This is a genomic window from Streptomyces sp. URMC 129, assembly GCF_051386415.1.
Classification (GTDB): Bacteria; Actinomycetota; Actinomycetes; order Streptomycetales; family Streptomycetaceae; genus Streptomyces.
In genome coordinates this window covers 1-23,497 of sequence record NZ_JBPQTQ010000068.1, presented here as the reverse complement: position 1 = coordinate 23,497, position 23,497 = coordinate 1, and the positions used below count along the sequence as shown (strand labels likewise).

The following is a 23,497-nucleotide window of genomic DNA, read 5'->3' as shown; positions in this document are numbered from 1 at the left end:
ACCCGCCCCCATCCGGTCGCGCCGGGCGTCCGCGCCCCGGGCGAGAAAGGAAGACCCGTGGCCGATCTGGAGTACGCGGTACACGACCACATCGCGACCATCCTGCTGAACCGGCCGGAGCGCAGGAACGCCTTCACCCTGGCCATGGTCGACGCCTGGGCGGACGCGCTGACGCGGGCCCAGCGCGACCCGGACGTGCGCGTGATCGTCGTCACCGGAGCGGGCGGCTCGTTCTGCTCCGGGGTGGACCTCTCGGAGTTCAGGGGCGAGCAGCGGTCCCCGCTGGCGGAGAAGGAACTGTTGGCCAAGCGTGTGCACCGGGTCGCTCTCACCCTGGAGGAGGTCGACAAGCCGGTGATCGCCGCCGTCGCCGGACCCGCCGTGGGCGCGGGGATGGACATGGCGCTGCTGTGCGACCTGCGGTTCGCCGACCGCAGCGCCCGCTTCTCCGAGGGCTACATCACGGTCGGGCTCGTCCCGGGCGACGGCGGCTGCTGGCTGCTGCCCCGTGCCGTCGGCACCTCGACCGCGCTACGACTGCTGTGGACCGGGGACTTCGTGGACGCCGACGAGGCGCTGCGCATCGGCCTCGTCGACGAGGTGCACGACGACGGGGACCTGATGGACGCGGTGTACGCGTACGCCGCCCGGCTGGCCCGGCGCCCGCCGGTCGCCGTCCAGACCATCAAGCGCGCCGTGCGGCAGGGCGCCCGGCACGACCTGCGCACCGCACTCGACCTCATCTCCTCCCACTTGGCGGTGATCAGCACGACCGAGGACTCGCGGGAGGCGTTCGCCGCCTTCCGGGAGAAACGTCCGGGAGTCTTCACCGGCCACTGACAGCAGGGCTCCCCGCCCGCACACCACCATCTGTGAGGTCACCGTGGACCGTTCCCAGAGATCCGGCCCCCACGCCGCGCTCCGTGACGACGTACGACAGCTCACGGCGGAGTGGCGCTCCGCCGGACGCTACATCCCCCGCAGCGACGCGTGGCTGCGCTCCTTCGACCTGGAGTTCAGCAAGGAACTCGCCGCTCGCGGACTGATCGCCATGACCTACCCGGAAGAGTTCGGCGGGGCCGGACGCACCAACGTCGAGCGGCTGGCCGTCACCGAGGAACTGCTGCGCGCCGGGGCGCCGGTGGCGGCGCACTGGATCGGTGACCGGCAGATCGGGCCGGCGATCCTGCGGCACGGCACGCGGGAGCTGCGGGAGGAGATCCTGCCCCGGATCGCCTCGGCCGAGGCCGTCTTCTGCCTCGGCATGAGCGAACCCGAGGCGGGCTCGGACCTCGCCGCGGTCCGTACCTCGGCCAAGCCGGTCGACGGCGGCTGGCTGATCACCGGCCACAAGATCTGGACCAGCCACGCCCACCGGGCAACACACGCCTACGTGCTCGCCCGGACCGCGCGCGGCGCGCGCAAGCACGACGGGCTCACCGAGTTCATCCTCGACATGGACGCCGACGGCGTCTCCGTGACACCGATCGCCGACCTCACCGGCGAGCACCACTTCAACGAGATGCGCTTCGAGGACGTCTTCGTGCCCGCGCGCCGGGTGGTCGGCGAGGTGGGCAACGGCTGGCGGCAGGTCGTCGAGCAGCTCGCCTTCGAGCGAGGCGGCGCGGAGCGGGCCTTGTCGAGCTACCCCGTGCTCACCGCGCTGATCGCGCACACGGCCGAACAGGACCGCCCCGAGCTGCGAACCCTCCTCGGCTCACTGATCGCCCGCTTGGCTGTGCTGCGCCGGCTGTGCTGGGACGTGGCCCGGGCCATGGACGCCGGCCAGGCCCCCGTTCAGCAGGCCGCGGCGCTGAAGTACCTCGGCAACGCCTTCGAGCGCGATGTCATCGAGGCCATGAGGCACACCGACCTGTGCCAGGACCCCACCCCCGGCAGCGCGTTCGGACAGGCCCTGCTCGCCTCGCCCGGCTTCGGGCTGCGCGGCGGCGCTGCCGAGGTGCTGCTGTCCCTGATCGCCCGGCAGGAGACGCAGGCATGAGCCAGTTCGCCACCGAGCTGCGGACGCTGATCGACGACCTGGTCACCGTGCGCGAGGACGCCGCCGACAGTGCCGAGGCGCTCGAACTGTGGAACACCCTCCGCGAACTCGAACTGCCCCGGATCGGCATCCCGGACGAGCGGGGCGGAGCGGGCGGCGCTCTCGACGACCTGCTCGTGGTGGTCGACGCCCTCGCCGCACACGGCGTCGGCGTGCCCGTCGTCGAGGCGTCCGTCGCCGACTGGACACTCAGCCACGCCCATCCCCTCGGGGAGGAACTGAGCACCATCGCGCTGCTCGCCGAGGCGGTCGACGCGACGGCGGGGCCGCTCACCGCCGAACTGCGTGCCGTTCCCTGGGCCCGCCACGCCGACCGGCTGGTGCTCTGCGCGCCGGGGAGCCCGACGCTGGCCGTCGATCTCCGCCACCCCTCGGTGACCGTCCGCGCCGGCGAGAACCTGGCCGGGGAACCGCGGGACACCGTGACACTGGCCGGTACGCCCGCCGTGCCCGTCGCCGGGGCACCCGACGCCCAGACGGTCCGCGCACGCCTCGCGCTGCTGTGGTCGACCGCCGTCGTGGGCGCCGCCCGGGGCGCCCACCGACTGACCAGGACCTATGTCTCGGAACGCCACCAGTTCGGCGCTCCACTGCTGCGGATTCCCGCGGTCGCGGGCGGCCTCGCCCTCATGCGCGTGCATCTCCTGCAGGCTGAAGCGGCGCTGGCCCACGCCCGGGAAGAAGCCGACGACACAACCAGCCCCGACCGGGCCGCCGCGGCTGTCGCCGTCGCGCGGATCACCACCGCGGCCGCGGCGACGGAGGTGGCGCGCCTGGCCCACCAACTCCACGGCGCGATGGGCATCACCCGCGAGTACCCCCTGCACCGCTACACCCGCCGGTTGTGGGCCTGGCGCGACGCCGTCGCCGGCGAACACACCTGGTCCGGCCACCTCGGCCGCCAGGCCGCGGCTCTGGGTGAGGAAACGGTCTGGACGGAGCTGACCTCGACGGGGTGGTGAGGCCGCGCCGTCCGGTCCGGCTTCGTGGAGGCGGGGCGAGGGGACGAGGGGAACCATCGTGGCGCTCACCCGCCGCGACAGCGTGCGGTTCTCGTGGACGAGGGGGAGCAGGCCATGGGCTGGACGGTGCTCGGGACGGTGAGCGGTTCGTCGTGTCTCCCGCCCCACGGAGGCCTGTCGGCGGGTGAGTCGGCCGGAGGGCCCTGATTCCGCGACGGTTCGACCGAGCTTGTCGAACGGAAAGCGGCGGCCCGCGGCGGTCCGGAGCCGAGTCCGGTGACCACCGCCGTCCCCAGCGCGGTGGCTGAGAACGCCCGTGTTCAGCCGCGGTCGGTCTTCGGCTGGTTCGTCGCGGCGCGGCCGGGACGCGTCCATCCGGGGGGCGCGGCGTACTCTGCCGCCACCCTCGGAGATCGACGCCAGGCCGTGCCTACGCGTGGCCCAGGCGGGGGATCTCGATCGCCGGGGAGCGAAGGGATATCAACCGGGGTTCCCGGGCGGGCGAAGTCGCTGCTCCTGCGGAGGCTTGGGCTCATGGGTCGGGAAGACTGGGCTGCTTCGACAGCGTTGGGGTTTACCGTCGAGGAACTGGTGGCGCTGGGAATGGACCGCCCGGCGCCGGGTGCCCCGGAAATGTTGCTGGACGTGTACATCCGGCGGTCCAAGAAGCGGGAGGACCTGGCCACGCTGCGGGCCCACCCGCGGGACGTGGTGCGCCGGGCCCGCGACGAGGACCTGGGAATCCGCCACGTCTGGTTCGAACAGCTCAGTGCGAGCAAAGCTCATGTGCGCAGGGACGAGTTCGAGAAGGCCAAGGAAGCGGTGCTCGCCGGCCGCTCCAGGACGCTGGCCGTGTGGAAGACCGACCGTCTGGACCGGCGGGGGATGGGCGCCGTTGGCTCTCTCCTCGATGAGCTGGACAGGCGCCGCTCGCGCCTGGTGTCCGTTTCCGAGGGACTGGACAGTTCGCGGGGCGGGCGCATCGTTGTCGCCTTCCTGTCCGAGCGGGCCCGCGACGAGGCCAAGGACATCGCCCTCCGGGTCAAGATCGGCTTGGATTCCCACCGAGCCTCGGCCGGGCACCGGGGGTGGGCGGACACGTTCAGAAACCCGACTGGGAGTCCGCGGTCGTCTGGGGCGTACTTGGTGCCGTCATCCCAGTAAACGTCGAAGCAACCGCTCCTGTCTGCCCGCTCGTGGAGGGAGAGTTTGCGGAGCTCCAACGCTTTCCTGAGGCGTGGTTCTATGCCGGATAAGGACTCCTGACAGAGGTGGTGGGCTTGGCCTGGTCAGAGGTCGGTGTCGTGCACGAGGCCGCTGGGTAGCGGGACGCGGTCAGCCGCGTAAGCGCAAGCGATAAACCCGGCGACGTCGGCGATCAGGCCGGGGATACTGGTCGCCCATGGATGAGGTCGAGATCGTCGTCGCCCATGCCGAGCGCGCGACTCTGCGCGTCGGCGACGTGTTCCTGAAGGTGGACGCCGATCAGACGCGCATCGACGTCGAGGTCGAGGCGATGTCCCTCGCGCCGGTTCCGACCCCGGAGGTCCTGTGGCGCAAGCCGCCCGTGCTCGCGACCGCCGCACTCCCGGGCACGACGCTTGGGCGCCTCGGCGGGCCGGCGATCGAGTCGCCGGCGGCGTGGGCCGCGGCGGGCGCCGCCATCCGGAAGCTGCACGACGCGCCGCTGCCGCCCTGGCCTGGCCGGGCTGGCCGGAGCATCGACGAGTTGACGAAGGAGCTCGCCGACGAGTGCGAGTTGCTCGTGACGAACGGCGTCCTGCCGGCCGACCTGGTCACCCGCAACCGCCAAGTCGCCGAGGCCGCGCTGCGGCCGTGGACTCCGGCGTTCACGCACGGCGACCTGCAGATCGCTCACGTCTTCGTCGACGGCGACGAGGTCACCGGCATCATCGACTGGTCCGAAGCGGGCCAGGGAGATGCCCTGTACGACCTCGCCACCTTCATACTCGGACACGAGGAGCACCTCGACGACGTCATCGCCGACTACGGCACCGACATCGACCTCGAAGCGATCCACGCGTGGTCGTCGTTGCGAAGCCTGCTGGCGGTTCGCTCGCTGATCGAGCAGGGCTTCGACCCCTTCGCGCCGGGCTGTGAGGTCGACGTGCTGAGATCCCGGATGTGAGGCCGCGCGGGCCCGACTGCCACGTGTGCGTTCTGACGCATCGAGCACACCATTCCCTGGGGCGCATGCGGGAAACCATCTGATCGACCACCCAGAGCAGTTCACCGGCCCTCGGCCAGCTCCGCGTCCGGGGCGAGTTCTTCGCACAGTTCCCGGCGCAGGGCGCTGCCAAGGTCCTCGCCCGGTTCGACGTTCCCTCTGGGGACGCTGTAGTGGGCCACGCTGTCGCGGTCACGGCGGATGAGAGCGACGTCGTCCCGGCAGAACACCAGGGCGGCCGTGCGGATCTTGATACGGGAGAACAGGGCCGGGACAGAGGCCCCGGAAGCAGTCGGCATGACGTGAGTAGGCCGCCGTCGGCATCCCCCGGGGAGGTGACGACCCGGCCCGGAGAGCCCTGCGGACCTTTCCCCTACCCATCGTGAACCGGTCCTGGGGCGCCGGAGTCCGCTCTCCAGCGCAGCGGCTCGTTGCGGACCGCACGCGCAGGAGGACTTCAAGGAGTGACGGCAACTCTGCCCTGTGCAGGATGCCTCTGTCCCACTCGAGGTCCGCAGGCTCAGTACCGGGACGGCAGCGGTTGTGAAACCACCGCCTGCGGCAGGCGGTCCGGGTTCGCGAGGCGTACCCGGCCCTCGGCCCGTACCGAGCGCAGGTCCTTGAGGTCGTTCAGCGGCGCCGCGTCGAGTTCGACCTTTGTGCCCTGCCCTGTCAGGTACAGGCTCCGCAGCGCGGGCAGCACGGCGGCGGCGTCTCGCAGATTCTGCTCCTCCTCGGTATCGAAGAGGTGCAGGTGGTGCACCCCGGGCAGGGTGATGCGGTTCTCCCGGAGCGCCCTCAGGAATCCAGGTGCGGCCACGAGTCGGGTCAGCGCTGGCAGTGCGGCGACGGCCATAAGGCTCTCGTGTGAGGGGACGTGCTCCGAGTCGGTGATCCTCAGCGTTTCCAGCCCTGGCCAGACGCCGATGCCGGTGAGGTCGGCTGTCGACGTCAGGGCGAGATCGGTGAGCGGTGCCTCGGTCGGCAGGGCCTCGACGCTCAGCCGGGGCATGCCGTCCCCGATGAAGAGCTCCCCGAGGCGGCGGAGGCTGTTCAGACAGCGGAGGTCATGCAGCCTGGGCATCTTCCGCAGCAGCACCTTGCGGAGGGGAAGGTCCGTCAGCGGGGACAGATCGGTGATCGTGGGCCCGTCGATCAGAGACAGGCGTCCCAGGGAGCGGAATTCCCGGAGGAAATCCAGGTCCGTAAGTCGGGTACAGGTGAGTGACAGTTCCCTCAGCGGGTTCCCTCTCAGCGCCTCGGTGATCTCTTCGCAGGTGAACTCGCCGAAGAGCGCGAAGTAGGGGTGGGTGGGCAGCTGGCGCAGGGCGGCCAGCTCGGTCTGGGTGGCCACACGGAGGTGAGGCTCGCCGTCGAGGGAAAGGCCGGAGAGGATCTCCGCGCCGAACCGTTCGGGGTCGAACGTGCTCCACCTGTTCACGACCCACCTGCTCACCTGAATGGAAGGGTGGTCGCGGAATTCGGCGAGCTTGGGCAGCGCTGCGTCGGTGCCCAGCAGGCCGGCCGCGTACACCACTGCTTCGGCTTCATTGTCGGCCAGCCCCTCGGGGCCGGGCAGCAGTTCCAGCGCCACGTGTCCGACGGTGGCCAGCGATTCGGCCTCGGCGTGGGTTCTGGGCGGGATCAGTGCGGCGGCCCGCTGTTCCACCTCGTGCCGCACGTCCGGGTCCAGCTCGGTGGCGTGCTCCAGGCAGGCCATGGCGAGCAGGTGCAGCCGGACCCGGTGCTTGCGTACGGTGTCGCCGCGTTTCACCAACTGCCTCAGCAGCCGCTTGCGTTCGTCGGGCCGACCATGCGCCACGGCCATCCGGATGACATCCTCCCACTGGTCCAGGTGGGCGTTGCGCACCAGCAGCGGGAAGTCGCGATTCTCGACGGCCGCGCGGGCGCCGAGGTAGTCCTGGAAGGTGCGGTGCACGAAGTCGACCATGCCGTCGCTCGGCTCGCGCAGCAGCCCGGAACGGTCGAGCAGGTGGCGGTAGACGTCCTCGGGGGAACTGGCCGCCGCGGCACGGTGCATGGCGGGCAGGGCTTGTGCGATCAGGCCGATTGCGTCGGCCCGTTCCATCTGGGAGTGCCCGTTGCGGATGAGCCAGTAGGCCAGCCGTTCCAGGAGCAGGGTCTGGGACCGGGCGTCCAGTTGCGGGCCGTGGTCGATGTTCCGCTGCCGGTCGCGCCGCTCCAGCAGCATCCGCAACGCCGCCTCGTACAGCTCTTCCCGGCCGCGCGGCAGGAACCCGTGGCTTGCCCGGTGCAGGGCGCAGAGCATCCCGCACATCAAGGGGTTGGTGGCCAGCCGGCCCAGGTCCTGACGGCTGCGCACGGCCGCCAGCATCGCGTCGGCCCGCTCCTGACCCGCGTCGGCGGCCCGGTGCCAGCGGTCGATGAACGCGGCCACGTCCTCCCGGCTCATGGGCGACAGCGACAGCTCGCGGAAACCGTCGGCGGCAAGCCAGTCCTCACGGACAGCGGAGGGCCGGCCGGTGACCAGACAGACGTTGCCGGGGAACTCCCGCAGAAGTTCTCGTAACCACCGGCGGGTTCCCTCCCGTTGCGGCTCGGGAACCTCGTCGATGCCGTCGATCAGGAGCAGCGCGCGCTTCGCTGACAGCACCCGCTCGGCCCAGCCTGCGGGTGGGGTGTGCGGACAGCCCACGGCGCTCAGGAAGTCGCGGGGCACCGGCAGTTCGGCCCCGGCACGCGTCAGGGCGCGCAGCGGGAGGACGAACGGAACGCGGCCGAAGAGGTGAACCAGACTCTCGCCGGGCCGGTGTTCCGCCGTCGTGACGGCCAGCCACTGCACGAGCGTGGTCTTCCCCGCCCCGGCGACACCGCGCAGCAGCACCCGTTCCATGCCTGCCAGTGCCTGCTCCGCGCGCTGTGGCGGGCTGGACGGCTGCCGGTGGTCGCCCTCCGGGAGGGCACTCGCCGAGCGGGCGTCGCTGTCAGTCGTCTCCAGGCTCAGATAGGCGTCGTCCAGCGGCCACTCGTCGTCCAGGTCGAGGCCGAAGATCGTGAGCCGGCCGTACCGCTGGATCAGGTGCCGGCGGTACCGCTCCTCGAATGCGGCATCCTCGGTGTGTTTGGCCGGTAAGCGCTCGACCAGCAGGTCCAGCGCCTCCACCACCTGCTGGCTCTGCCGGCACTGCTCGACCAACGTACGGGCCACGAACGTGGAACGCCGCGTGAAGAAGTCGATGATGTGCAGGCACGCCAACCGCAGCAGCCGGTCATGGAACAGCTCCCCGGCTCGCGACAACGCGCCCCGGCTGCGCGGGTGCAGTGTCTTGGCCAGCCCCTCGGGACCCAGCCGGACGGCCTGCACATCGTCCATGTCGAGGTCCCCGAGGCGGGCGAGAGTGCCGGCCAGCACCAGCGCGACGGCCAGGTGTTCCTCCGGGTCGGGAACGTCGTGCGGCCCCGCCGCGCGGACCGCCCGGTCGACCAGCTCTCGTGCCAGTCTTTCCAGGTCACGCCGGGTCAGGGAACGCTTCTCGCCGCGGAAGGAGACCATGGAGGCGATGCGCACCGGCTCGGCGGTCAGGCCCGCACCCGGCTGCTCGGCCCGGAACAGCTTCCTGACCAGCGGCGCCACGGCGGTCGATCCGAGCCGAAGGCCAACGGCCGCGGCAGCGTCCATGCGGCACCCCTCCCACCCAAGGCCAGCCCGGACTCCTCACTATAGAATTTCTCCTCCATCTGCAGGACATCAGGGCCGTTCTCGAGTGAGCCCGGGAGCGGTTCACGAGATCCCGTCCGATCGGATTGATCGGACGGGATCTCGGCGTCTGCGGGGCTTGTTCGAGGCGTTGCCCGAACGCGACGGGCTCCGACACGGCTGCTCAGCAGCGTGCCGGCCGGTGACGGAGGTGGTTCCGGGTGCGGGAGACGTGTTCAAGCTGCTTTCGGGCATGCGGTGGCTGGCTCAGTGGCGCGGCAACGTCAGGGGGGTGTTGTTGGCCGCTCGCCGGGGTGGGGAGAGCCCGTCGGTGATCATGGTCAGGGCTACGTGTCCCGTCGGTTCGGAGATCTCTTGAGCATCCGTGACGCTGCTGGGCAGACGGGCGTGCTGCCACGGCATGCCCAGCAGCGCAACACGCTGGACGATCAGTACTTGGCGTCCGCCAGGGCGGCAGCGGCACTGCGGACGCTCGTGGCTGCATGGTGCAGCTGCGCAGGCAAATCGGCCAGTCGCGCTAGATCACGTGTAGTCGAAGCCAACAGTGGCACGTTGTCTTGGAGGTGTTCAGGGGATGCGACGGCGTTCGAAGCTCGGGAAGACCGTAGGCCGCAGGGGCGCAGGAAGCTCCACGCCGAGCGGGAGGAATACTTCCGGCTCGTGCAACAGGGCTGCAGCAGTGCAGAGGCGGCCAAGCGTGTGGGTGTGCACGTGCGGACCGCTCGCGGGTGGCGCAACGGCCGCCTGCTCAATAGCGGCAGGATCGAGCCGCCCGTTCGTTCGCAACGGGCGACCGTCCCGTTGCGACCGGCCGGTACCTCGGTGAACACGAGCGCATCCACATCGCCGACCGGCTGCGGGAGAAGGCATCCATCCGCACGATCGCCGCCGAGCTGGGCCGCGGTCCCTCGACCATCAGCCGCGAGATACGCCGAAACGGTGCGCTCTGGCGCGGCGCCGAGGGGACTTACCGGCCCTACGTGGCTCAGTCCCGCGCCGATGCCCCCCGGCCTCGCCCCAAAGCCGGGAAGATCAGCCGGTGTCCGCGGCTGCGGGACTACATTCAAAAGCGTCTGGAACGGCGCTGGAGCCCGGAGCAGATAGCCCACCAGCTCCGCCGGGACTTCCCCGACGATCCGGAGATGCGCGTGGCGCACGAGACGATCTACCAGGCCCTCTACGTCCAAGGCCGTGGAGAACTCCGCCGCGAACTCACCAAGGCCCTCCGGACCGGACGGACCCGCAGGCGTCCCGACCGCCAGGCATGCAAGCGGCAGCCCCGGTTCACCGCCCCCATGGTGATGATCGGCAACCGGCCCGCCGAAGCGGCTGACCGTGCCGTCCCCGGCCACTGGGAAGGCGACTGCATCGTCGGCGCCGGTCACCGTTCCGCCATCGGCAGACTCGTCGAGCGCACGGCCCGCTTCACCATGCTGGTACACCTGCCCAACGGGCACCGGGCAGAGCACTTCCACCAAGCGCTCACCGCTACCATCAGCCAGCTTCCGCCCCATCTGCGACGGTCACTGACCTGGGACCAGGGCAACGAGATGGCAGGCCACCAGCTCTTCTCCGTCGCCGCGGACATGCCGGTCTACTTCTGCAACCCCGCCAGTCCCTGGTAGCGCGGCTCGAACGAGAACACGAACGGCCTGCTCCGGCAATACTTTCCAAAGGGCACCGACCTATCCCGGCACACCCGCGAGCACCTGGATGCGGTCGCCGCCGAACTCAACGGCCGCCCACGCAAGACGCTCGGCTGGGAAACCCCGGCCGAGCGTCAGTCTGAACTGCTCGCGACTTGATCAACTCACCGCGGAGTTGCAACGACCCCTACAGCGGATCCCTCCACCGAAGGCCGGGCCGGTGAGCGGTGCGTTCGGTGCTCCCCGTCCCCGGCCGCGAGGCCCCCTCCGTGAACGCCCCGGCGTTGAGAGCCCACCACCCTCAGTACCCACCTTTTTGTGGGTACTTGTCTGCGCAGGGAGGCAGAGCGGAACCTGGTCACACGGCGGCGTGAGGGGCGCCGTATCTGAGTGAGGCAGGAGTGACCATGCGTTAGGAGGCCGACTGTGCCTGGGCGAGCTTCTCCAGGCGGCGGTGGCCCCAATCCGAGACGGGCCCCAGGGCCTCCGAGAGCTCGCGGCCGAACGGGGTGAGGGAGTACACCGTTTTCAGCGGCAGCTCGTCATGCACCGCCCGGTGCACCAGTCCGTCAGCCTCCATCTCGCGGAGCGCCTGGGTCAGTACCTTCTCGCTGAGGCCCGGCAGCCGACGCCGCAGCTCCCCGGGGCGCCACGGACCGGATTCCAGCAGCCACAGCAGAACGGTCTTCCACTTGCCGTCGATTACGGCAATCGCGGCAGTCACTCCGCAGACGTTCGTGTCCCGGGCACGACTTCGCGTCACATGAGCCCCTTTCATCACTTTCTTCCGATCCTTCTACGGAGGCTGAACAAACATGTCTTCACACCCCCAACAGTCTGCCGTCACCGTGCTGGGTCTCGGGCCGATGGGCCGAGCTTTGGCCGGAGCGTTCCTGGATGCTGGCCTGCGGACGACGGTCTGGAACCGGACGCCGGGCAGGGACCGCGATCTGGTCGAGCGAGGCGCAGTCGGCGCCCGATCCGCCGAAGAGGCGGTCGCCGCGAGCGGGCTGACCGTGGCCTGTGTGGTGAACTACGAGGCTGTGGACGCCATTCTGCGGCGCGAGGCGGTTTCCGACGCGCTCAAGGGCCGCACGGTGGTGAACCTGACCGCCGACACCCCGGCCCGGGCCCGCGACATGGCCGCCTGGGCGGCCGGGCACGGCATCCAATACCTGGACGGCGCCATCATGACACCGACCACGACCATCGGAACGCCTGCCGCGGTCTTCATCCACAGCGGTCCCGAGGAGCTCTACCGCAAGCATCTACCTATCCTTGAGGCGCTGGGCGGCACCCACACCCATCTCGGCGAGGAGATCGGCCGGGCAGCCGCCTACGACATCGCGCTGCTGGACATCTTCTGGACTGCCATGGCGGGCTATGCCCACGCCCTGGCGGTGGCCAAGGCCGAGGGTGTCACCGCGCAGGAGCTGGCCCCGTTCGCCAAGGGCATAGGCGCGATCATCCCGCCACTCTTCGAGCAGGCCGCGGAGGGCGTGGACAGCGGCGACTTCTCCGGCGAGGGCAACCCGATCACCTCGGCAGCCTCGTCCATGGCCCACATCGTGCAGACCTCTGAAGGGCATGGCATCGACGCGGGCGTGATGCGCGCGGCAGAGGGCATGGCCCGCCGTGTCATCGGCCTGGGCCACGGCACGGACGGGTTCATCCGCATCGCCGAGGTACTGGGCCGCCGCTGAGCAAGCGGCAGGCGGCCGGGCCCCGGCCGCGGCAGCAGCGCACCGACCTGACCCGGCACACCCGCAAGAACCTGGACGCGGTCGCCGCCGAACTCAACGGCCGCCCACGCAAGACGCTCGGCTGGGAACCCCGGCCGAGCGTCTGTCCAAACTGCTCGCGACTTGATCAACTCACCGCCCATCGTCGCCATCAACACCACCCCGCGTCGCTGGGCCGCCGGCGTCGGCGTCTTCCTCACCCACCACGTCGTCCGGGAATACGGCCTCGCCACCGACCGCGTCGTGCGCTGGCCCTCCGGACTGCACCTGGATTCCTCCGACCTCGCCCCCATGCCCGCCCACGAGGCCGAGCGCGTCGTGCGCGCCTTCGGTATCCCCACCGACCGGCCGATCGTCGCGGCCGTCGGACGCACCGACCCCACCAAGGGCCTCGACCTGCTCATCGAGGCACTCGCCCCGCTGCGTGACGAGATCCACCTCGCGGCGATCGCCGTTCGCACCGACGACGAACGCGCGGCCCTCCTCGACACCTACCGCGCTCGCTGCGACGCGCTCGGACTGCGCGCGACCTGGACGGGTGAGTTCACCCGCGCCCTCCCGCGCGCCCTGGCCTCCCTTCCCGCCACCCGCGTCATGGCCGTGCCCAGCAGAGGCGAGACCCTCGCGAATCTCGTATTCGAGACCGCTCTGTGGGCGCGCGACGACGGCGCGGTTGTCCTGGCACCGGCACGCGAGGGCTTCCCCGAGCAGATCACCGACGAGCACAACGGTCTGCTCTACGATCCCGACCGCGTCGGCGCCCTCACGGACGGGCTGCGCCGGGCTCTTGCCCTCTCCCGCACTCGACGGCGCGAACTGCGGGCCGCCGCCCACCGCCGCGTCCTGACCGAACGCGACGCCGTCGGCCACCTCGCCACTCTCCTGGCCCACTTCTGGCCGACCGCGACCGGGCCCGGTCGGTAGACTCACCGCCTATCCGCAACCGGATGCCCGCACGCCGCGGTCACAGGCACCCAGCCCCTCACCTCACAGGAGGCCGCGCCCATGACCACGCCGCTGCTCCTCGTCGACGGGCACAACCTGCTGTACCGGGCCTGGTTCGGCTTCCCCGCGAGGATCTGGAACCGTGACCGGACGGTCGACCGCACGGGCGTCTTCGGCTTCGCCGCTCTCCTGCGCAAGGCCCAGCGCGTCCACGCCTCGGGCCACGAGCTGTTCGTCGTCACCTACCTGCTGTCCTCCGTCTACGCCGGATTCCCCCGCGAACTCCTCGAAGCCGCGGCCCTCGACGGCGCCGGCCGCTGGACCGTCCTGTGGCGCATCGTGCTGCCCATGAGCTGGCCCACCCTCTCCGTCATGTGCGTCTTCTTCTTCGTCTGGAGCTGGACGAGTTCCTCACCCCGCTCGTCCTGCTCGTCTCCAACGACAACCACACCGTCCCCCTCGGCCTGGCCGTCCTGCGCGGGCAGTACACCAGCGAACCCACCGCCATGAGTGCCGCCGCCCTGCTCGGCGTCATCCCCGTGATCGTCTTCTTCCTCGTCTTCCAGCGCACCCTCACCCGCGGCATCTCCGCCGGCGCCGTGAAGTGACCGCCCCCGGCGGACCGGCGTCAGCGGCGGTGACACCCGGAAGCCCGGGCAGACCCTCCCGCGAGCCGCCGGGCCCGCGTCCGCGGCCCGGCCGCATCCGGATCGGCGGCCCCGCCCGCGGGAGGTCCTCGCGGCCTTGCCCGGCAACGTCCGTGGTCCCCATGCGGCGCCTTCTCCGCACTACTGCTCCTGCCCGGCGACGTGGTCGACGGTCAGGTGGCCACCCTCACCCCGGACGGCCGGTGCGTCACGGCCCGTCGCGGCCCTCGCCGGTGCCGCGACGGGCCGGCGCGCGGGGCGCGGTCCGTCGGATGCCGCGCCGGTGGCCGGGCATCGCGTCCCGCGGATTCACGGGAGCGGCTGCTCGGACCAGATGACCTTGCCTTCCTGGGTGAAGCGGGAGCCCCATTGGTGGGACATGGCCGCCACGAGTTGCAGGCCCCGGCCGGTCTCGTCCAGCAGGCCCGGGTGGCGGATGCGCGGGCTGCTCTCGCTTCCGTCGGCCAGTTCACAGGTGACCGAGGTGGCGCGCAGCAGCCGAAGGCGCAGCACGTCGCCGGGGAGCGGGGCGGCGTAGCGGATGGCGTTGCCGACGAGTTCGCTGACGATCAGCTCGGTGGTCGTGATCAGGTCCTCCGCCCCCCAGACGGTGAGCTGGTCGCGGACGCGTTCGCGTGCCTGCCTGGCGGCCTCGGCTTCGAAGGGCAGGAGCCACTCGGTAATGCTGTCCGCGGCAAAGCGGCGGGGCATGACGGCCATGACGGCGGCGGCCGAGGCGAGCCGGGAGGGCCTGATCGGCAGGGCCGCGGCCACCCCTTCGGCCAGGGCGGCCAGCCGTGCGGCTTCCCGCGGCGGGCCGGACGGCGCGGAACCGGTATGGAACGCCGTCGCCGCGGCGGTCACCGGGGCCAGGCGCGTCCAGTCGGTGGTGAGCGCGTGGCCGGGGACCGTGTGCAGCAGCAGCGGGACGCCTGGTGGCAGGACGAACTCGGAGCGCTGGTAGGTCGCCTGCTCGGTGCCCAGCGGTGGGCCGGTTTCGACGGGCAGAGTCTCGATGGCGCCGTCGCGGCCGAGGGCGGGCGGCTGGAGTCCGGCGCTGGCGACCGAGCAGACGCCGTCGGCCGGGTCGTAGACGGCGTACAGGCAGGTGAGGACCGCGTCCGGGCCGAGGTCGGCGGCGAAGGCCCCTACGGTGTCATGCAGGTGCATCAGCATTTCGTCCGGCTGGTAGTCCAGGGCGGTCAGCGTGGTCACGGCGGTCCGCAGTCGGCCCATGATGATGGCCTCGTCCAGGCCGCTGCCGGCCTGGGCGGCCCCGACGACCAGAGCGGCCCGCTCGGACGGCAGCCGGATCACGTCGCACAGGTGGCCGCCGGTGTCCGCGTCGTGCACCGCCGGGCGGTGCCGGGCAGCCGCGGTGACAGCGAACAGCGGGCGCAGGGTCCGGGGCAGCAGCGCCGTTTGGAGCCGCTGGGCGCGCCGGTGCTCGTCGTCGTAGAGCCTGGCGCGCTCCAGCGCCTGGGCGACGAGGCCGCTGAAGGCGGTCAGCAGGGTCCGCTCGTCCGCGGGAAAGGACCGCGGGTGGTCGAAGGAGATCACCACAGCGCCGATCGCCCGGCCGGAGACGAACAGCGGCAGGAACGCCCAGGACCGTTTCCTGGTCAGAGCGGGGAAGTGGGCGACGGTGGGGTAGCGGGCGATGTATTCCCCTGGTGACTCGATGAACTGCGGTGTGCGGGTGGCCAGGGCATGGCTCGGTGGCGCGGCGTCTTCGAGCGTGATATCGCGGATGTGGTCCAGGAAGACGGCCGGGTAGCCCACGGCGCCGACCGTGGTCAGGCGGTCGCTCTCGACCAACTGGACCATGAGTCCCACCGCGCCGAGCGGGTGCAGGACGGTGCGGGCGACGGTGTCGACCACGTCCTGGACGCTCACCGCCTCGGCCAGGTGGTGGGTGAGGTCGGCGGTGAGCGCGGCCCGTACGGCGGCGGCTTCGCCTTCGGTGCGGCGTCGGCCTGGTTCGGTGACCTCCGCCAGGTGCAGGGTGAGGCCCTCGGGCACGGGCACCAGACGCACGTGGTACCACCGGTCGGTGCCCGGCCACCGGGTGTCGAATCCGGTCGGCGTACCGCCGGCCTCCGCTTGGCGGCAGTGCGTTTCCAGGCCGGGCACGGCCCGGAGGTCGGGAGCATCCCACAGCGGCTGCCCGATCAGGCCGCCCTCCAGGCGCAGGAGCCGCTCCGCGGCCGGGTTCGCATACGTGATCCGCCACTCGCGGTCCGTCAGCAGGAACCCGTCGTCCATCCTCCGCAGCGCCCGGATCACCGGATTCTGGCGGTCGTCGACTGACGCGAGCGGCCCCGGCCGGCGGGTCCCTGCCGGCGGACCCGGCTCTCGCGTACCGCTCATGACCGCCTTCGCCCTTCCAGGATGCGCGCTCTCCCCTCAGACTCCCGCCCCGGGGAGCCGCACGCCACAGGAGCGCCTTACCTTCCACGGGGGCGGAACGGATGCCGACACGGACGCCCGGCGTGGTCCGGATCACCTACCGGTGCCGAAGCCTTCGGCGAACCAGTCACCGACGGCCGTGTGCTTTTCGTAGGTGTGGTTGTCGATGGAGTGGTCACCGTCGGGCCACTCAAGGAAGGTGCGGTCGGGTGACCGCGCCCGGTCGTGGAGGCGGCGGGCGCTGTCGATGAGAAAGACCTGGTCGGGGGTGCCGTGCAGGACCAGCAGCGGGCAGGCCAGGTGGGCCGGCAGCGACGGGGTCAGGATGTGCCGGCGGAGGGCTTCGACGGCGGGTTCGGGTTCGTCGGTGCCGTACAGGAGCTGGACCTTCGCGGCGAACCTCGGATAGCGGTCGAGGATCTCGGCGGGGCGGTCGGTGCCGCCGTTGACGCAGGCGGCGGCGATCCCGGGATCGATCCCGGGCGGCGGCGGCGCGGGCGGCTGGTAGGCGCCGAAGCTGTTGCCCCAGATCCCGACCTGGCCGCTGAGCAGGGGATGCTTCTCCACCCAGGTGACGAAGGCGCTGAGCGCGGCGCACACGTCGTCGGGGTCGCCGGGGTGCATGTGCAGGCCGCCGAAGAGGCGGGTCTCGCCCTGGCCGGGGCCGTCCAGCAGGAGAACGGCCATGCCGCGGCGGACCAGCGCGCGGGCCGCAGTGTCGTACTCCTCGCGCCAGCCGTCGAAGCCGCCGAAGAGAAGGACGGTCGGCGGCTGTGGCACGTTCGCCGGGCGGTGCAGCCAGGCGGTCGGCGTCCCCGTGCGGTGCGGCAGCTCCACCTGCTCCAGCGGCGGGTCCAGCAACGGCCCGGCCCGGCCGTAGGCGTCGATCAACGCGCGGTACCTCGTCCGCTTGCGTGGATCGTCGTCGGGCAGCGGGACCTGGCCGAAGCGGTAGCAGGCGGCGGCGCGGCGTACCAGCCGAGCGCGGAGAGGGCGGGCCCGGCGGCCAGGGCGGCGCGCCCGCGCCGGGCGTCGGCCGCGCCCAGCGCGGAGGCGGCGTCGGCCCAGTCGGTTCCGTCGTCCACCGAGGCGTACAGGGCGGTGGCGTCGGCGTGGTCCATGCCGTTGCCCAGCAGGCGCTGCATCGGCATCGCCCGCTTGTGCGCCTCCGCCGCCTTGCGCCAGTCGGGTTCGTTCACCGGGATGTCCCCGCGATCCGTTGCCGCAGTTCCTCGACCAGCGCGGGCAGCGCCTCCGGGCGGGCGGCGGTGCCGAACACGTAGAAGTCGGGGCGGACCAGTACCACGTCGGCGCCGACGGCGTCGAACCACCGCCTGTAGGTCAGGTCCAGGTCCACCGCGGCCTCGGCCGAGTCCACGGGCGCCAGGCTGGCGTGGACGGCGCGCACGCCCGGGCCCGCGAGGAAGGAGCGCCGCGTGTCGTCCAGCGCGGCCGGGGCGCCGGCCCGGCGGGACAGCAAGGTCCAGCCGCCGCCGAGGACATCGTCGGCGAACCCGGCGGAACCGCCACGCGCCACCCGTCCCTGCACGCCCAGACGGCCGACCGTCTCGGTGCTGCGCCCACCCTGGAGAACACCGGACTCCAGCCAGGGGAACGGCGGGGGCGGCGGGACCTGCCCGGACAGGAACGCCTCGTCGCATGCGGCGGCGGCCTGCGGGTCGGTGATGCACCCGACCTTGCCCAGCTTGGGCTTGATCCGGTTTGGCGGACATTCGGGATCAGGGGTTCAGCCCCGGGAGGATGTCCGTCATGGAGAGCATGGGGAAGAAGAAGCCTCGCCCTCGCCGCTCGTTCATGCCGGAGTTCAAGGCTGAGATCGTTGAGGTGTGCCGTCGTGGTGACCGTTCGGTCGGTCAGATCGCCGAGGACTTCGATCTGGCCGGGACCGCGGTGTGTGACTGGGTGAAAGCAGGCCGGGGTCGACGCTGGTGAGCGGGAGGGGCTGACCAGCAGCGAACGTGAGGAACTGGCCGCGCTGCGGCGGGAGAACCGCCGCCTGCGGGAGGATGTCGACATCCTCAAGCGGCCATGGCTTTCTTCGCGAAGGAGACCTGGTGACGGTGCACCCGTTCATCGAGGCGGAGAAGCAGAGCGGCCACAGCGTCAAACGGGCCTGTGAACTGCTGAAGGTCTCCCGAACCGCCTTCTGTGCCCGCTGCACCGGCACGCCCGGTCTCCGTGCGGTCCGCGACGCCGAGCTGACGGAGCAGATCATCGATGTCCATACGGGATCGCGTGGAACCTGCGGCGCCCCGCGTGTCCATGCCGTGCTCAAGCGGGAAGGCGCCGGATGCGGCCGCCGTCGTGCCGTGCGGCTGATGCGGGCTGCCGGACTGCAGGGCCGGTGTCGAAGACGGCGGCACCTGACCACGATCCCCGGTCTGCGGGCTGCCTTCCGGCCCGATCTCATCGCCCGGGACTTCCAGCCCGGCCCCGCCGGGCTCGATGCCCGCTGGTGCGGCGACATCACGTACATCCCGGCCGGGGAGGGCCGGTTCTGCCCGGCCACCGTCATGGACATCGCCTCGCGCCGCGTGGCCGGCCGGCGAGCGCTGATCACCTGCGGCCCGATCTGGTCGCCGGTGCCCTCAAGGCCGCCTGCCGGCAGCGTCGCCCCACCCGTCCGGTGACGTTCCTTCCGGTCGCGGCTGCCAGTACACCAGCCGGCAGTTCGCCGTCCTGGCCCACGAATCCGGAGTCCGGCTGTCGGTCGGCCGTACCGGACAGTGCTGGGACAACGCGCTCGCAGAGTCGTTCTTCGCCACCCTCGAGCGCGAGGTGCCCGGCCCTGGCGCCTGGCCCAGCCGGGCCGCCGCCCGCACCGCGCTCTTCGGCTTCATCGGGAGCTGGTACACCTTGCATCGCCTGCACAGCAGCCTCGGCTACCAAAGTCCCGCCGAGTACGAGACCGGACGCGCAGCCTGACCACCACACCAATGGTGTCCGTCAAAGCGGAACAAGCTCAGTCACCACCACCCGGGGCGCCCTGCTCGCCCTCGGCGCGGCGGGCGGGCGGGCGTACGGACGCGGGGCGCCCGGCGTCCCTCTCCACCCGCTGAGCCACCGCGGCCGGGGGCCGCGCGACGTCAGGACGCAGGCTGCCGCGGGGCCGGCTGATCAGGGCAATGGCTGCAGCCATCAATGACGGCGCACATGTCGGTCTGTGGCTTGGCCTGGCGCCCGTCAGCCACGGGCCGACCCGCCGTGGCCGGTCAGAGACCGGGCAGCTCGAACCCGAGGGCGGCGAGGGCCTCCTCGGCGGCCTGCTGGTCCTGGTCGTAGGTGCCACCGGATATCCCCAGCCCTCCGACGTACTGGCCGTTCTCGATGATCGGGTAGCCGCCGCCGACGGCCATCACACGAGGGTGGCCGCCCAGCGGCGCGATCTGCGGGTTGGCGAGCAAGTCGTTCCACGTGTGGGTGGGGATACGGAAGGAGGCCGCGGTCCAGGCCTTGTCGAGGGCGACCTCGGCGGTGAGAAAGGGCGCGTCGTCGGCGCGGTCGAATGCCTTCAGATGTCCGCCCTGGTCGGTGACGGCGATGGACGCCGTGAAGCCGATCCGGGCAGCCGCGGCGTGTACCGCCGCGATGAGTGCGCCGGCGGCGGCCTGGGTGACGGACGAGGCGGGGGCCGACTTCTGGAGTGTCTCGATGCTCATGATGGTTCCTTTGTTGCTGTTGCTGTTGCTGTTGCTCTGCTGCGCTGTGCGGTGGCGGATGAAGCGGCCGTGAGCCGGGTCATCGCAGGGGTGAGGCCGGGGTGGGGACCACACGGGTGACGACGGACTTCTCGGGGATCAGCAGGCCGTAGACGACCGGACCGATCTCGTTCTTCCAGCGGTCGTGCTCGTACACGGCCGCGTACAGGGCCTCGCTCTGGGCCTCGTCCTCGAACCGGCGAATCCACACGTAGCCGTCCTCGTCCTCGGCGTCGACGAAGGAGGCGGTTACGTCCATGCCCAGCGAGGCCTGGAACGGGATGACCACGTCCTCCATGTAGCGCACCCACTCCTCGCGGCGCCCGGGCTGCGCCCGGTAGCGGCGGATCTCGTAGTACACCGTGCTGCTCCTAACTGTTTGCAGGGTTGGTCAGTCGGTCACGGTGAGGACGACCTTGCCGCGGGTGCGGCCGGCCTGGACGTGGGCCTGGGCCGTGCCGACCTGCTCCAGCGGGAAGGTCTCCTCCACCTCGACGGCGACCTCACCGGCGTCGATCAGGTCTGCGATCGCGGTCAGCGCGGGACCGTCCGGCTCGACCAGGTACGCAGTGAGGCGCACGTCGGCCGCCTCGGCGGCCCGGGTCAGGTCCGGGGAGACACCGGACGGTACGGCGACCAGCAGGCCGCCCGGGCGCAGGACCTTCAGCGAGCGGGTGCTCGTGTTGTCGTGGGCGTCGCCCACCAGGTCGATGACGACGTCGACGTCCTTGACGACGTCCTCGAAGCGCGTGGTGGTGTAGTCGATGGTCTCGTCGGCGCCGAGTTCCTTGAGCCAGGGGTGGCGGGCGGCGCTGGCGGTGGCGATCACGTGGGCGCCCAAGTGCCGGGCGAACTGGACCGCGAAGTGGCCCACTCCGCCGGCGGCGGCCGTGATCAGGACGCGCTGACCGGCCTGGACGTGGGCGGTGTCGACCACGGTCTGCCAGGCGGTCAGCGCCGCCAGCGGCACGGCGGCCGCGTGCGCGTGGTCAAGAGTGGCCGGCTTGCGGGCCCACTGGCGGGCCGGTGCGGTCACGTACTCGGCGTAGCCGCCGGCGGCGCGCGGGAACCACGGCATGCCGTACACCTCGTCGCCGACCTTCAGGGTGGTGACGCCGAAGCCGACCTTCTCGACGACGCCGGAGACGTCCCAGCCGAGGATCAGCGGGAGCGTCTGCAGCCCCGCCATTCCCTGACCCTCGCGGGTCTTCCAGTCCACCGGGTTGATCCCGGCGGCGTGCACCCGCACCAGCACCTCGGTCGGCAGCGGCTCGGGGCGCGCGACCTCCTCGACGGTCAGCACCTCCGCTCCGCCGAACTCGCTGATGGTGACTGCCCGCATGGTGTTCTCGCTCATGGTGTCCTCGCTCATGTCTGTCTTGCTCTTCCTTCAGCGGGGACCGCGTCCCCGCTGAAGGAAGAGTGGCGTGTGCTTACCAAGGCGGGTGAGTGGCCGGAGGGCCACCTGTCGTACCATTCCAGCCATGTCGCATCGTGTCGCTGTTCTCGCCCTCGACGGAGTCCTGCCGCTGGATCTGGGCATCCCGGCCCGGGTGTTCAACGAGGCCCGTAAGCCGGACGGGACTCCTCTGTACTCCGTCGTCACCTTCTCCCTCGGCGGCCGGCCGGTGCGCACGCACGAGGACTACCGGATCGTCGTCGACCACGACGAGTCGGTGCTGGAGAGCGCGGACACCGTCGTCCTCGCCACTCAGGAGCCCGGCGAGGACCTGCTCGCGACCGGCGCGCTTCCTGGGGAACTCGCCGCGGCGCTGGACCGGATCGGGCCGCGGACCCGCATCGTCAGCCTGTGCACCTCGGCCTTCCTGCTCGCGGCGGCCGGTCTGCTGGACGGCGGCCGGGCCACCACACACTGGACGCTGTGCGACGAACTGGCGCGGCTATTCCCCGACATCGAGGTCGATCCGGACGTGCTGTTCGTCGACAACGGACGCATCCTGACGTCCGCCGGCGGAGCCGCCGGCATCGACCTGTGCCTGCACCTGGTCCGTCTGGACCACGGAGCGGCGGTGGCCTCGGCCGCCGCGCGGCGCTGCGTGGTGGCGCCATGGCGCGAGGGTGGCCAGGCGCAGTTCATCGAGCACCCGGTACCGCAGGACACCGACCGCTCCACCTCGGCGACCCGCCAGTGGGCGCTGGACCGGCTGGCCGAGCCGATCACACTGGAGGACATGGCCCGGCACGCGCACATGAGCGTGCGCACCTTCACCCGGCGCTTCCGCAGCGAGGTGGGCAGCAGCCCACTGAAGTGGCTGGCACAACGACGGCTGGCGCACGCGCGCCTGCTGCTGGAATCCACCGACCTGACCGTCGCACGGATCGCCACCGCCTGCGGCTTCGGCGACCCCGTCGCCCTGCGCAAGCACTTCCACACGCACCTGGGCCTGTCACCACTGGCCTACCGTCGCGCCCACAACGCACCGGAGCCTATGACGGCGTCTGGGCCGGGATGTGAGCGGTCTGCGTGATCAGCGCGTTGCGGACCCGCGGGGCCTTCCATCTGTGTTGGTGATGCCCAGGATGGGGAGTGCTCGTTGGGGCTCGTCGCGGATCGCCCGGGTGGTCTTGGCGATGTTGCCGGCTCCGAGGGTTTTCAGCACGCCGATGGCGAGGTTGCGGAGGGTTGCCATGGCCCGTGGCGCGGTCCCGGCGTGGACGGTGGAGGTGTCCTCGGCGAAGGTGACATCCCTGATGTGGTGCGAGGAGTTCTCCACTCCCCAGTGCCCGCGAATCGCGGCGGCCAGGTCGGCGGGCCCGGCTTGGTGGGCGTCGAGGCTGGTGACGGCGTAGACACTCTCACGGGTCTCACGCCGGCCGGTCTGCTTGCGGCGGCCATGGACGCGGATGGCCAGGCGGGCGTGGGGAAAGGCGATTCCGCCGAGTTCGTCGGCGATCCCGCAGGTCTTGATCGACCGGGACTCGCGGCGTCCGTGTCCGGCCCCGGAGGCGGTGTGCTGGACTGCGATCGACGGCGGTGGCGGGGATGTCCAGCAACTCGGCGATGAGGCGCTGGGTCGGACGGTCGGGACGGCGGCCGTTCTCCCAGCGGTAGACGCCGTCCTTGCCGGTGCCCAGTGGGATGCCGCGCCGGGCGCCGAGCGCACGTAACCGGCGGGCGAGGTCGGCCGGGTTCCAGCCTCGGGCGGCGTGTGCCCGGGCCAGCAGGTGCGTCATCAACCCTCCGGGAAGCGGATGTTCGCGTGCCGGACACTCCGACGGTAGCGGGTAGCGGGTAGCGGGTGGCGGGCCGGGCCGGAATACCGCCGCCGACGGGTGCTCTGGAAATGCTCTTCGGCGGCTGGTGGCGCACCGGTACCGCACCCGCCGTGCGCCTTCCGCACGCCCGGGGCGGGCGCGGATCGTGTTGGCCGCGGCCACCTCGTGGCCGTGCCTCTCATCCAGCTCCTCGCCCTCCGCGACCCCATGGTGAAGATGCAGGTGGGAGGGGGGTAGGGG

General features: G+C 71.3%; 22 protein-coding genes and 3 pseudogenes. 14 read left to right on the top strand and 11 right to left on the bottom strand.

What is annotated here, in order from left to right:
• Positions 1–57: 57 nt before the first annotated feature.
• From ACSNOC_RS15765 to ACSNOC_RS15745, 5 genes are all read left to right on the top strand, one after another.
• On the top strand, positions 58–840 hold the full coding sequence (locus ACSNOC_RS15765; RefSeq protein ID WP_436748063.1) for an enoyl-CoA hydratase/isomerase family protein: 783 nt from the start codon (positions 58–60) through the stop codon (positions 838–840).
• Between the two features lie 43 nt (positions 841–883).
• On the top strand, positions 884–2,002 hold the full coding sequence (locus tag ACSNOC_RS15760) for an acyl-CoA dehydrogenase family protein (RefSeq protein ID WP_436748062.1): 1,119 nt from the start codon (positions 884–886) through the stop codon (positions 2,000–2,002).
• Entirely contained in the window at positions 1,999–3,024 is a 1,026-nt protein-coding gene (locus tag ACSNOC_RS15755) for an acyl-CoA dehydrogenase family protein (protein WP_436748061.1), read from the top strand. The genes ACSNOC_RS15760 and ACSNOC_RS15755 overlap by 4 nt, the downstream gene beginning before the upstream one ends.
• 534 nt (positions 3,025–3,558) lie before the next feature.
• On the top strand, positions 3,559–4,188 hold the full coding sequence (locus ACSNOC_RS15750) for a recombinase family protein (protein WP_436748060.1): 630 nt from the start codon (positions 3,559–3,561) through the stop codon (positions 4,186–4,188).
• 238 nt (positions 4,189–4,426) lie between these two features.
• Positions 4,427–5,173, top strand: coding sequence for a phosphotransferase family protein (locus ACSNOC_RS15745; protein ID WP_436748059.1), 747 nt, complete (start codon positions 4,427–4,429; stop codon positions 5,171–5,173).
• A gap of 101 nt (positions 5,174–5,274) precedes the next feature.
• On the opposite strand, the gene ACSNOC_RS15740 is transcribed toward ACSNOC_RS15745, so the two are convergent.
• Together ACSNOC_RS15740 and ACSNOC_RS15735 are read right to left on the bottom strand one after the other, a co-directional pair.
• Positions 5,275–5,511: an NUDIX hydrolase gene (locus ACSNOC_RS15740; protein WP_436748058.1), complete on the bottom strand. Its 237-nt coding sequence runs from the start codon at positions 5,509–5,511 to the stop codon at positions 5,275–5,277.
• A gap of 221 nt (positions 5,512–5,732) precedes the next feature.
• Complete coding sequence (locus ACSNOC_RS15735; RefSeq protein ID WP_436748057.1) at positions 5,733–8,873, bottom strand: NACHT domain-containing protein; 3,141 nt, start codon at positions 8,871–8,873, stop codon at positions 5,733–5,735.
• Between the two features lie 801 nt (positions 8,874–9,674).
• On the opposite strand from ACSNOC_RS15735, the pseudogene ACSNOC_RS15730 reads away from it, so the two are divergent.
• Positions 9,675–10,717, top strand: a pseudogene (locus tag ACSNOC_RS15730) (IS30 family transposase).
• Between the two features lie 253 nt (positions 10,718–10,970).
• Here ACSNOC_RS15730 and ACSNOC_RS15725 read toward each other — a convergent pair.
• Complete coding sequence (locus tag ACSNOC_RS15725) at positions 10,971–11,321, bottom strand: winged helix-turn-helix transcriptional regulator (protein ID WP_436748056.1); 351 nt, start codon at positions 11,319–11,321, stop codon at positions 10,971–10,973.
• A 52-nt stretch (positions 11,322–11,373) separates the two neighbouring features.
• On the opposite strand from ACSNOC_RS15725, the gene ACSNOC_RS15720 reads away from it, so the two are divergent.
• From ACSNOC_RS15720 to ACSNOC_RS15705, 4 genes and pseudogenes are all read left to right on the top strand, one after another.
• Entirely contained in the window at positions 11,374–12,261 is an 888-nt protein-coding gene (locus ACSNOC_RS15720; protein ID WP_436748055.1) for an NAD(P)-dependent oxidoreductase, read from the top strand.
• A 26-nt stretch (positions 12,262–12,287) separates the two neighbouring features.
• Positions 12,288–12,427, top strand: a pseudogene (locus tag ACSNOC_RS15715) (IS30 family transposase); the annotation flags it as partial.
• Entirely contained in the window at positions 12,424–13,224 is an 801-nt protein-coding gene (locus tag ACSNOC_RS15710) for a glycosyltransferase family 4 protein (protein ID WP_436748054.1), read from the top strand. The pseudogene ACSNOC_RS15715 and the gene ACSNOC_RS15710, both read left to right, overlap by 4 nt.
• A 261-nt stretch (positions 13,225–13,485) precedes the next feature.
• Positions 13,486–13,853, top strand: a pseudogene (locus ACSNOC_RS15705) (carbohydrate ABC transporter permease); the annotation flags it as partial.
• 348 nt (positions 13,854–14,201) lie between these two features.
• On the opposite strand, the gene ACSNOC_RS15700 reads toward ACSNOC_RS15705, so the two are convergent.
• The 4 genes from ACSNOC_RS15700 to ACSNOC_RS15685 all read right to left on the bottom strand — a co-directional run bounded on the left by ACSNOC_RS15700 (position 14,202) and on the right by ACSNOC_RS15685 (position 17,838).
• Complete coding sequence (locus ACSNOC_RS15700) at positions 14,202–16,157, bottom strand: SpoIIE family protein phosphatase (RefSeq protein ID WP_436748053.1); 1,956 nt, start codon at positions 16,155–16,157, stop codon at positions 14,202–14,204.
• A 237-nt stretch (positions 16,158–16,394) separates the two neighbouring features.
• Positions 16,395–17,192 (bottom strand): alpha/beta hydrolase family protein, encoded by a 798-nt coding sequence (locus ACSNOC_RS15695; RefSeq protein WP_436748052.1) that lies wholly within the window; start codon positions 17,190–17,192, stop codon positions 16,395–16,397.
• Complete coding sequence (locus ACSNOC_RS15690; protein WP_436748051.1) at positions 17,189–17,500, bottom strand: hypothetical protein; 312 nt, start codon at positions 17,498–17,500, stop codon at positions 17,189–17,191. The genes ACSNOC_RS15695 and ACSNOC_RS15690 overlap by 4 nt, the downstream gene beginning before the upstream one ends.
• Positions 17,497–17,838 (bottom strand): hypothetical protein, encoded by a 342-nt coding sequence (locus tag ACSNOC_RS15685; RefSeq protein WP_436748050.1) that lies wholly within the window; start codon positions 17,836–17,838, stop codon positions 17,497–17,499. The genes ACSNOC_RS15690 and ACSNOC_RS15685 overlap by 4 nt, the downstream gene beginning before the upstream one ends.
• A 233-nt stretch (positions 17,839–18,071) precedes the next feature.
• On the opposite strand from ACSNOC_RS15685, the gene ACSNOC_RS15680 reads away from it, so the two are divergent.
• From ACSNOC_RS15680 to ACSNOC_RS15670, 3 genes are all read left to right on the top strand, one after another.
• Positions 18,072–18,254, top strand: coding sequence for a transposase (locus ACSNOC_RS15680; protein ID WP_436748049.1), 183 nt, complete (start codon positions 18,072–18,074; stop codon positions 18,252–18,254).
• Between the two features lie 122 nt (positions 18,255–18,376).
• Positions 18,377–18,952: an IS3 family transposase gene (locus ACSNOC_RS15675; RefSeq protein ID WP_436748048.1), complete on the top strand. Its 576-nt coding sequence runs from the start codon at positions 18,377–18,379 to the stop codon at positions 18,950–18,952.
• On the top strand, positions 18,921–19,247 hold the full coding sequence (locus ACSNOC_RS15670; RefSeq protein WP_436748073.1) for a transposase: 327 nt from the start codon (positions 18,921–18,923) through the stop codon (positions 19,245–19,247). Before ACSNOC_RS15675 ends, ACSNOC_RS15670 begins: the two co-directional genes overlap by 32 nt.
• A 287-nt stretch (positions 19,248–19,534) precedes the next feature.
• Here the strand turns inward: ACSNOC_RS15670 and ACSNOC_RS15665 are convergent, their stop codons facing one another.
• From ACSNOC_RS15665 to ACSNOC_RS15655, 3 genes are all read right to left on the bottom strand, one after another.
• Positions 19,535–19,981 (bottom strand): GlcG/HbpS family heme-binding protein, encoded by a 447-nt coding sequence (locus tag ACSNOC_RS15665; protein ID WP_436748047.1) that lies wholly within the window; start codon positions 19,979–19,981, stop codon positions 19,535–19,537.
• A gap of 79 nt (positions 19,982–20,060) precedes the next feature.
• Positions 20,061–20,381: an NIPSNAP family protein gene (locus tag ACSNOC_RS15660; RefSeq protein ID WP_101403365.1), complete on the bottom strand. Its 321-nt coding sequence runs from the start codon at positions 20,379–20,381 to the stop codon at positions 20,061–20,063.
• 30 nt (positions 20,382–20,411) lie between these two features.
• Complete coding sequence (locus ACSNOC_RS15655; RefSeq protein ID WP_436748072.1) at positions 20,412–21,377, bottom strand: NADP-dependent oxidoreductase; 966 nt, start codon at positions 21,375–21,377, stop codon at positions 20,412–20,414.
• 127 nt (positions 21,378–21,504) lie between these two features.
• On the opposite strand from ACSNOC_RS15655, the gene ACSNOC_RS15650 reads away from it, so the two are divergent.
• Positions 21,505–22,509 (top strand): GlxA family transcriptional regulator, encoded by a 1,005-nt coding sequence (locus ACSNOC_RS15650; protein WP_436748046.1) that lies wholly within the window; start codon positions 21,505–21,507, stop codon positions 22,507–22,509.
• On the opposite strand, the gene ACSNOC_RS15645 is transcribed toward ACSNOC_RS15650, so the two are convergent.
• Positions 22,510–23,145 carry an ISAs1 family transposase gene (locus ACSNOC_RS15645; protein ID WP_436748045.1) on the bottom strand — a complete coding sequence of 212 codons (636 nt, stop codon included), beginning with the start codon at positions 23,143–23,145 and terminating at the stop codon, positions 22,510–22,512.
• Between the last annotated feature and the right edge of the window lie 352 nt (positions 23,146–23,497).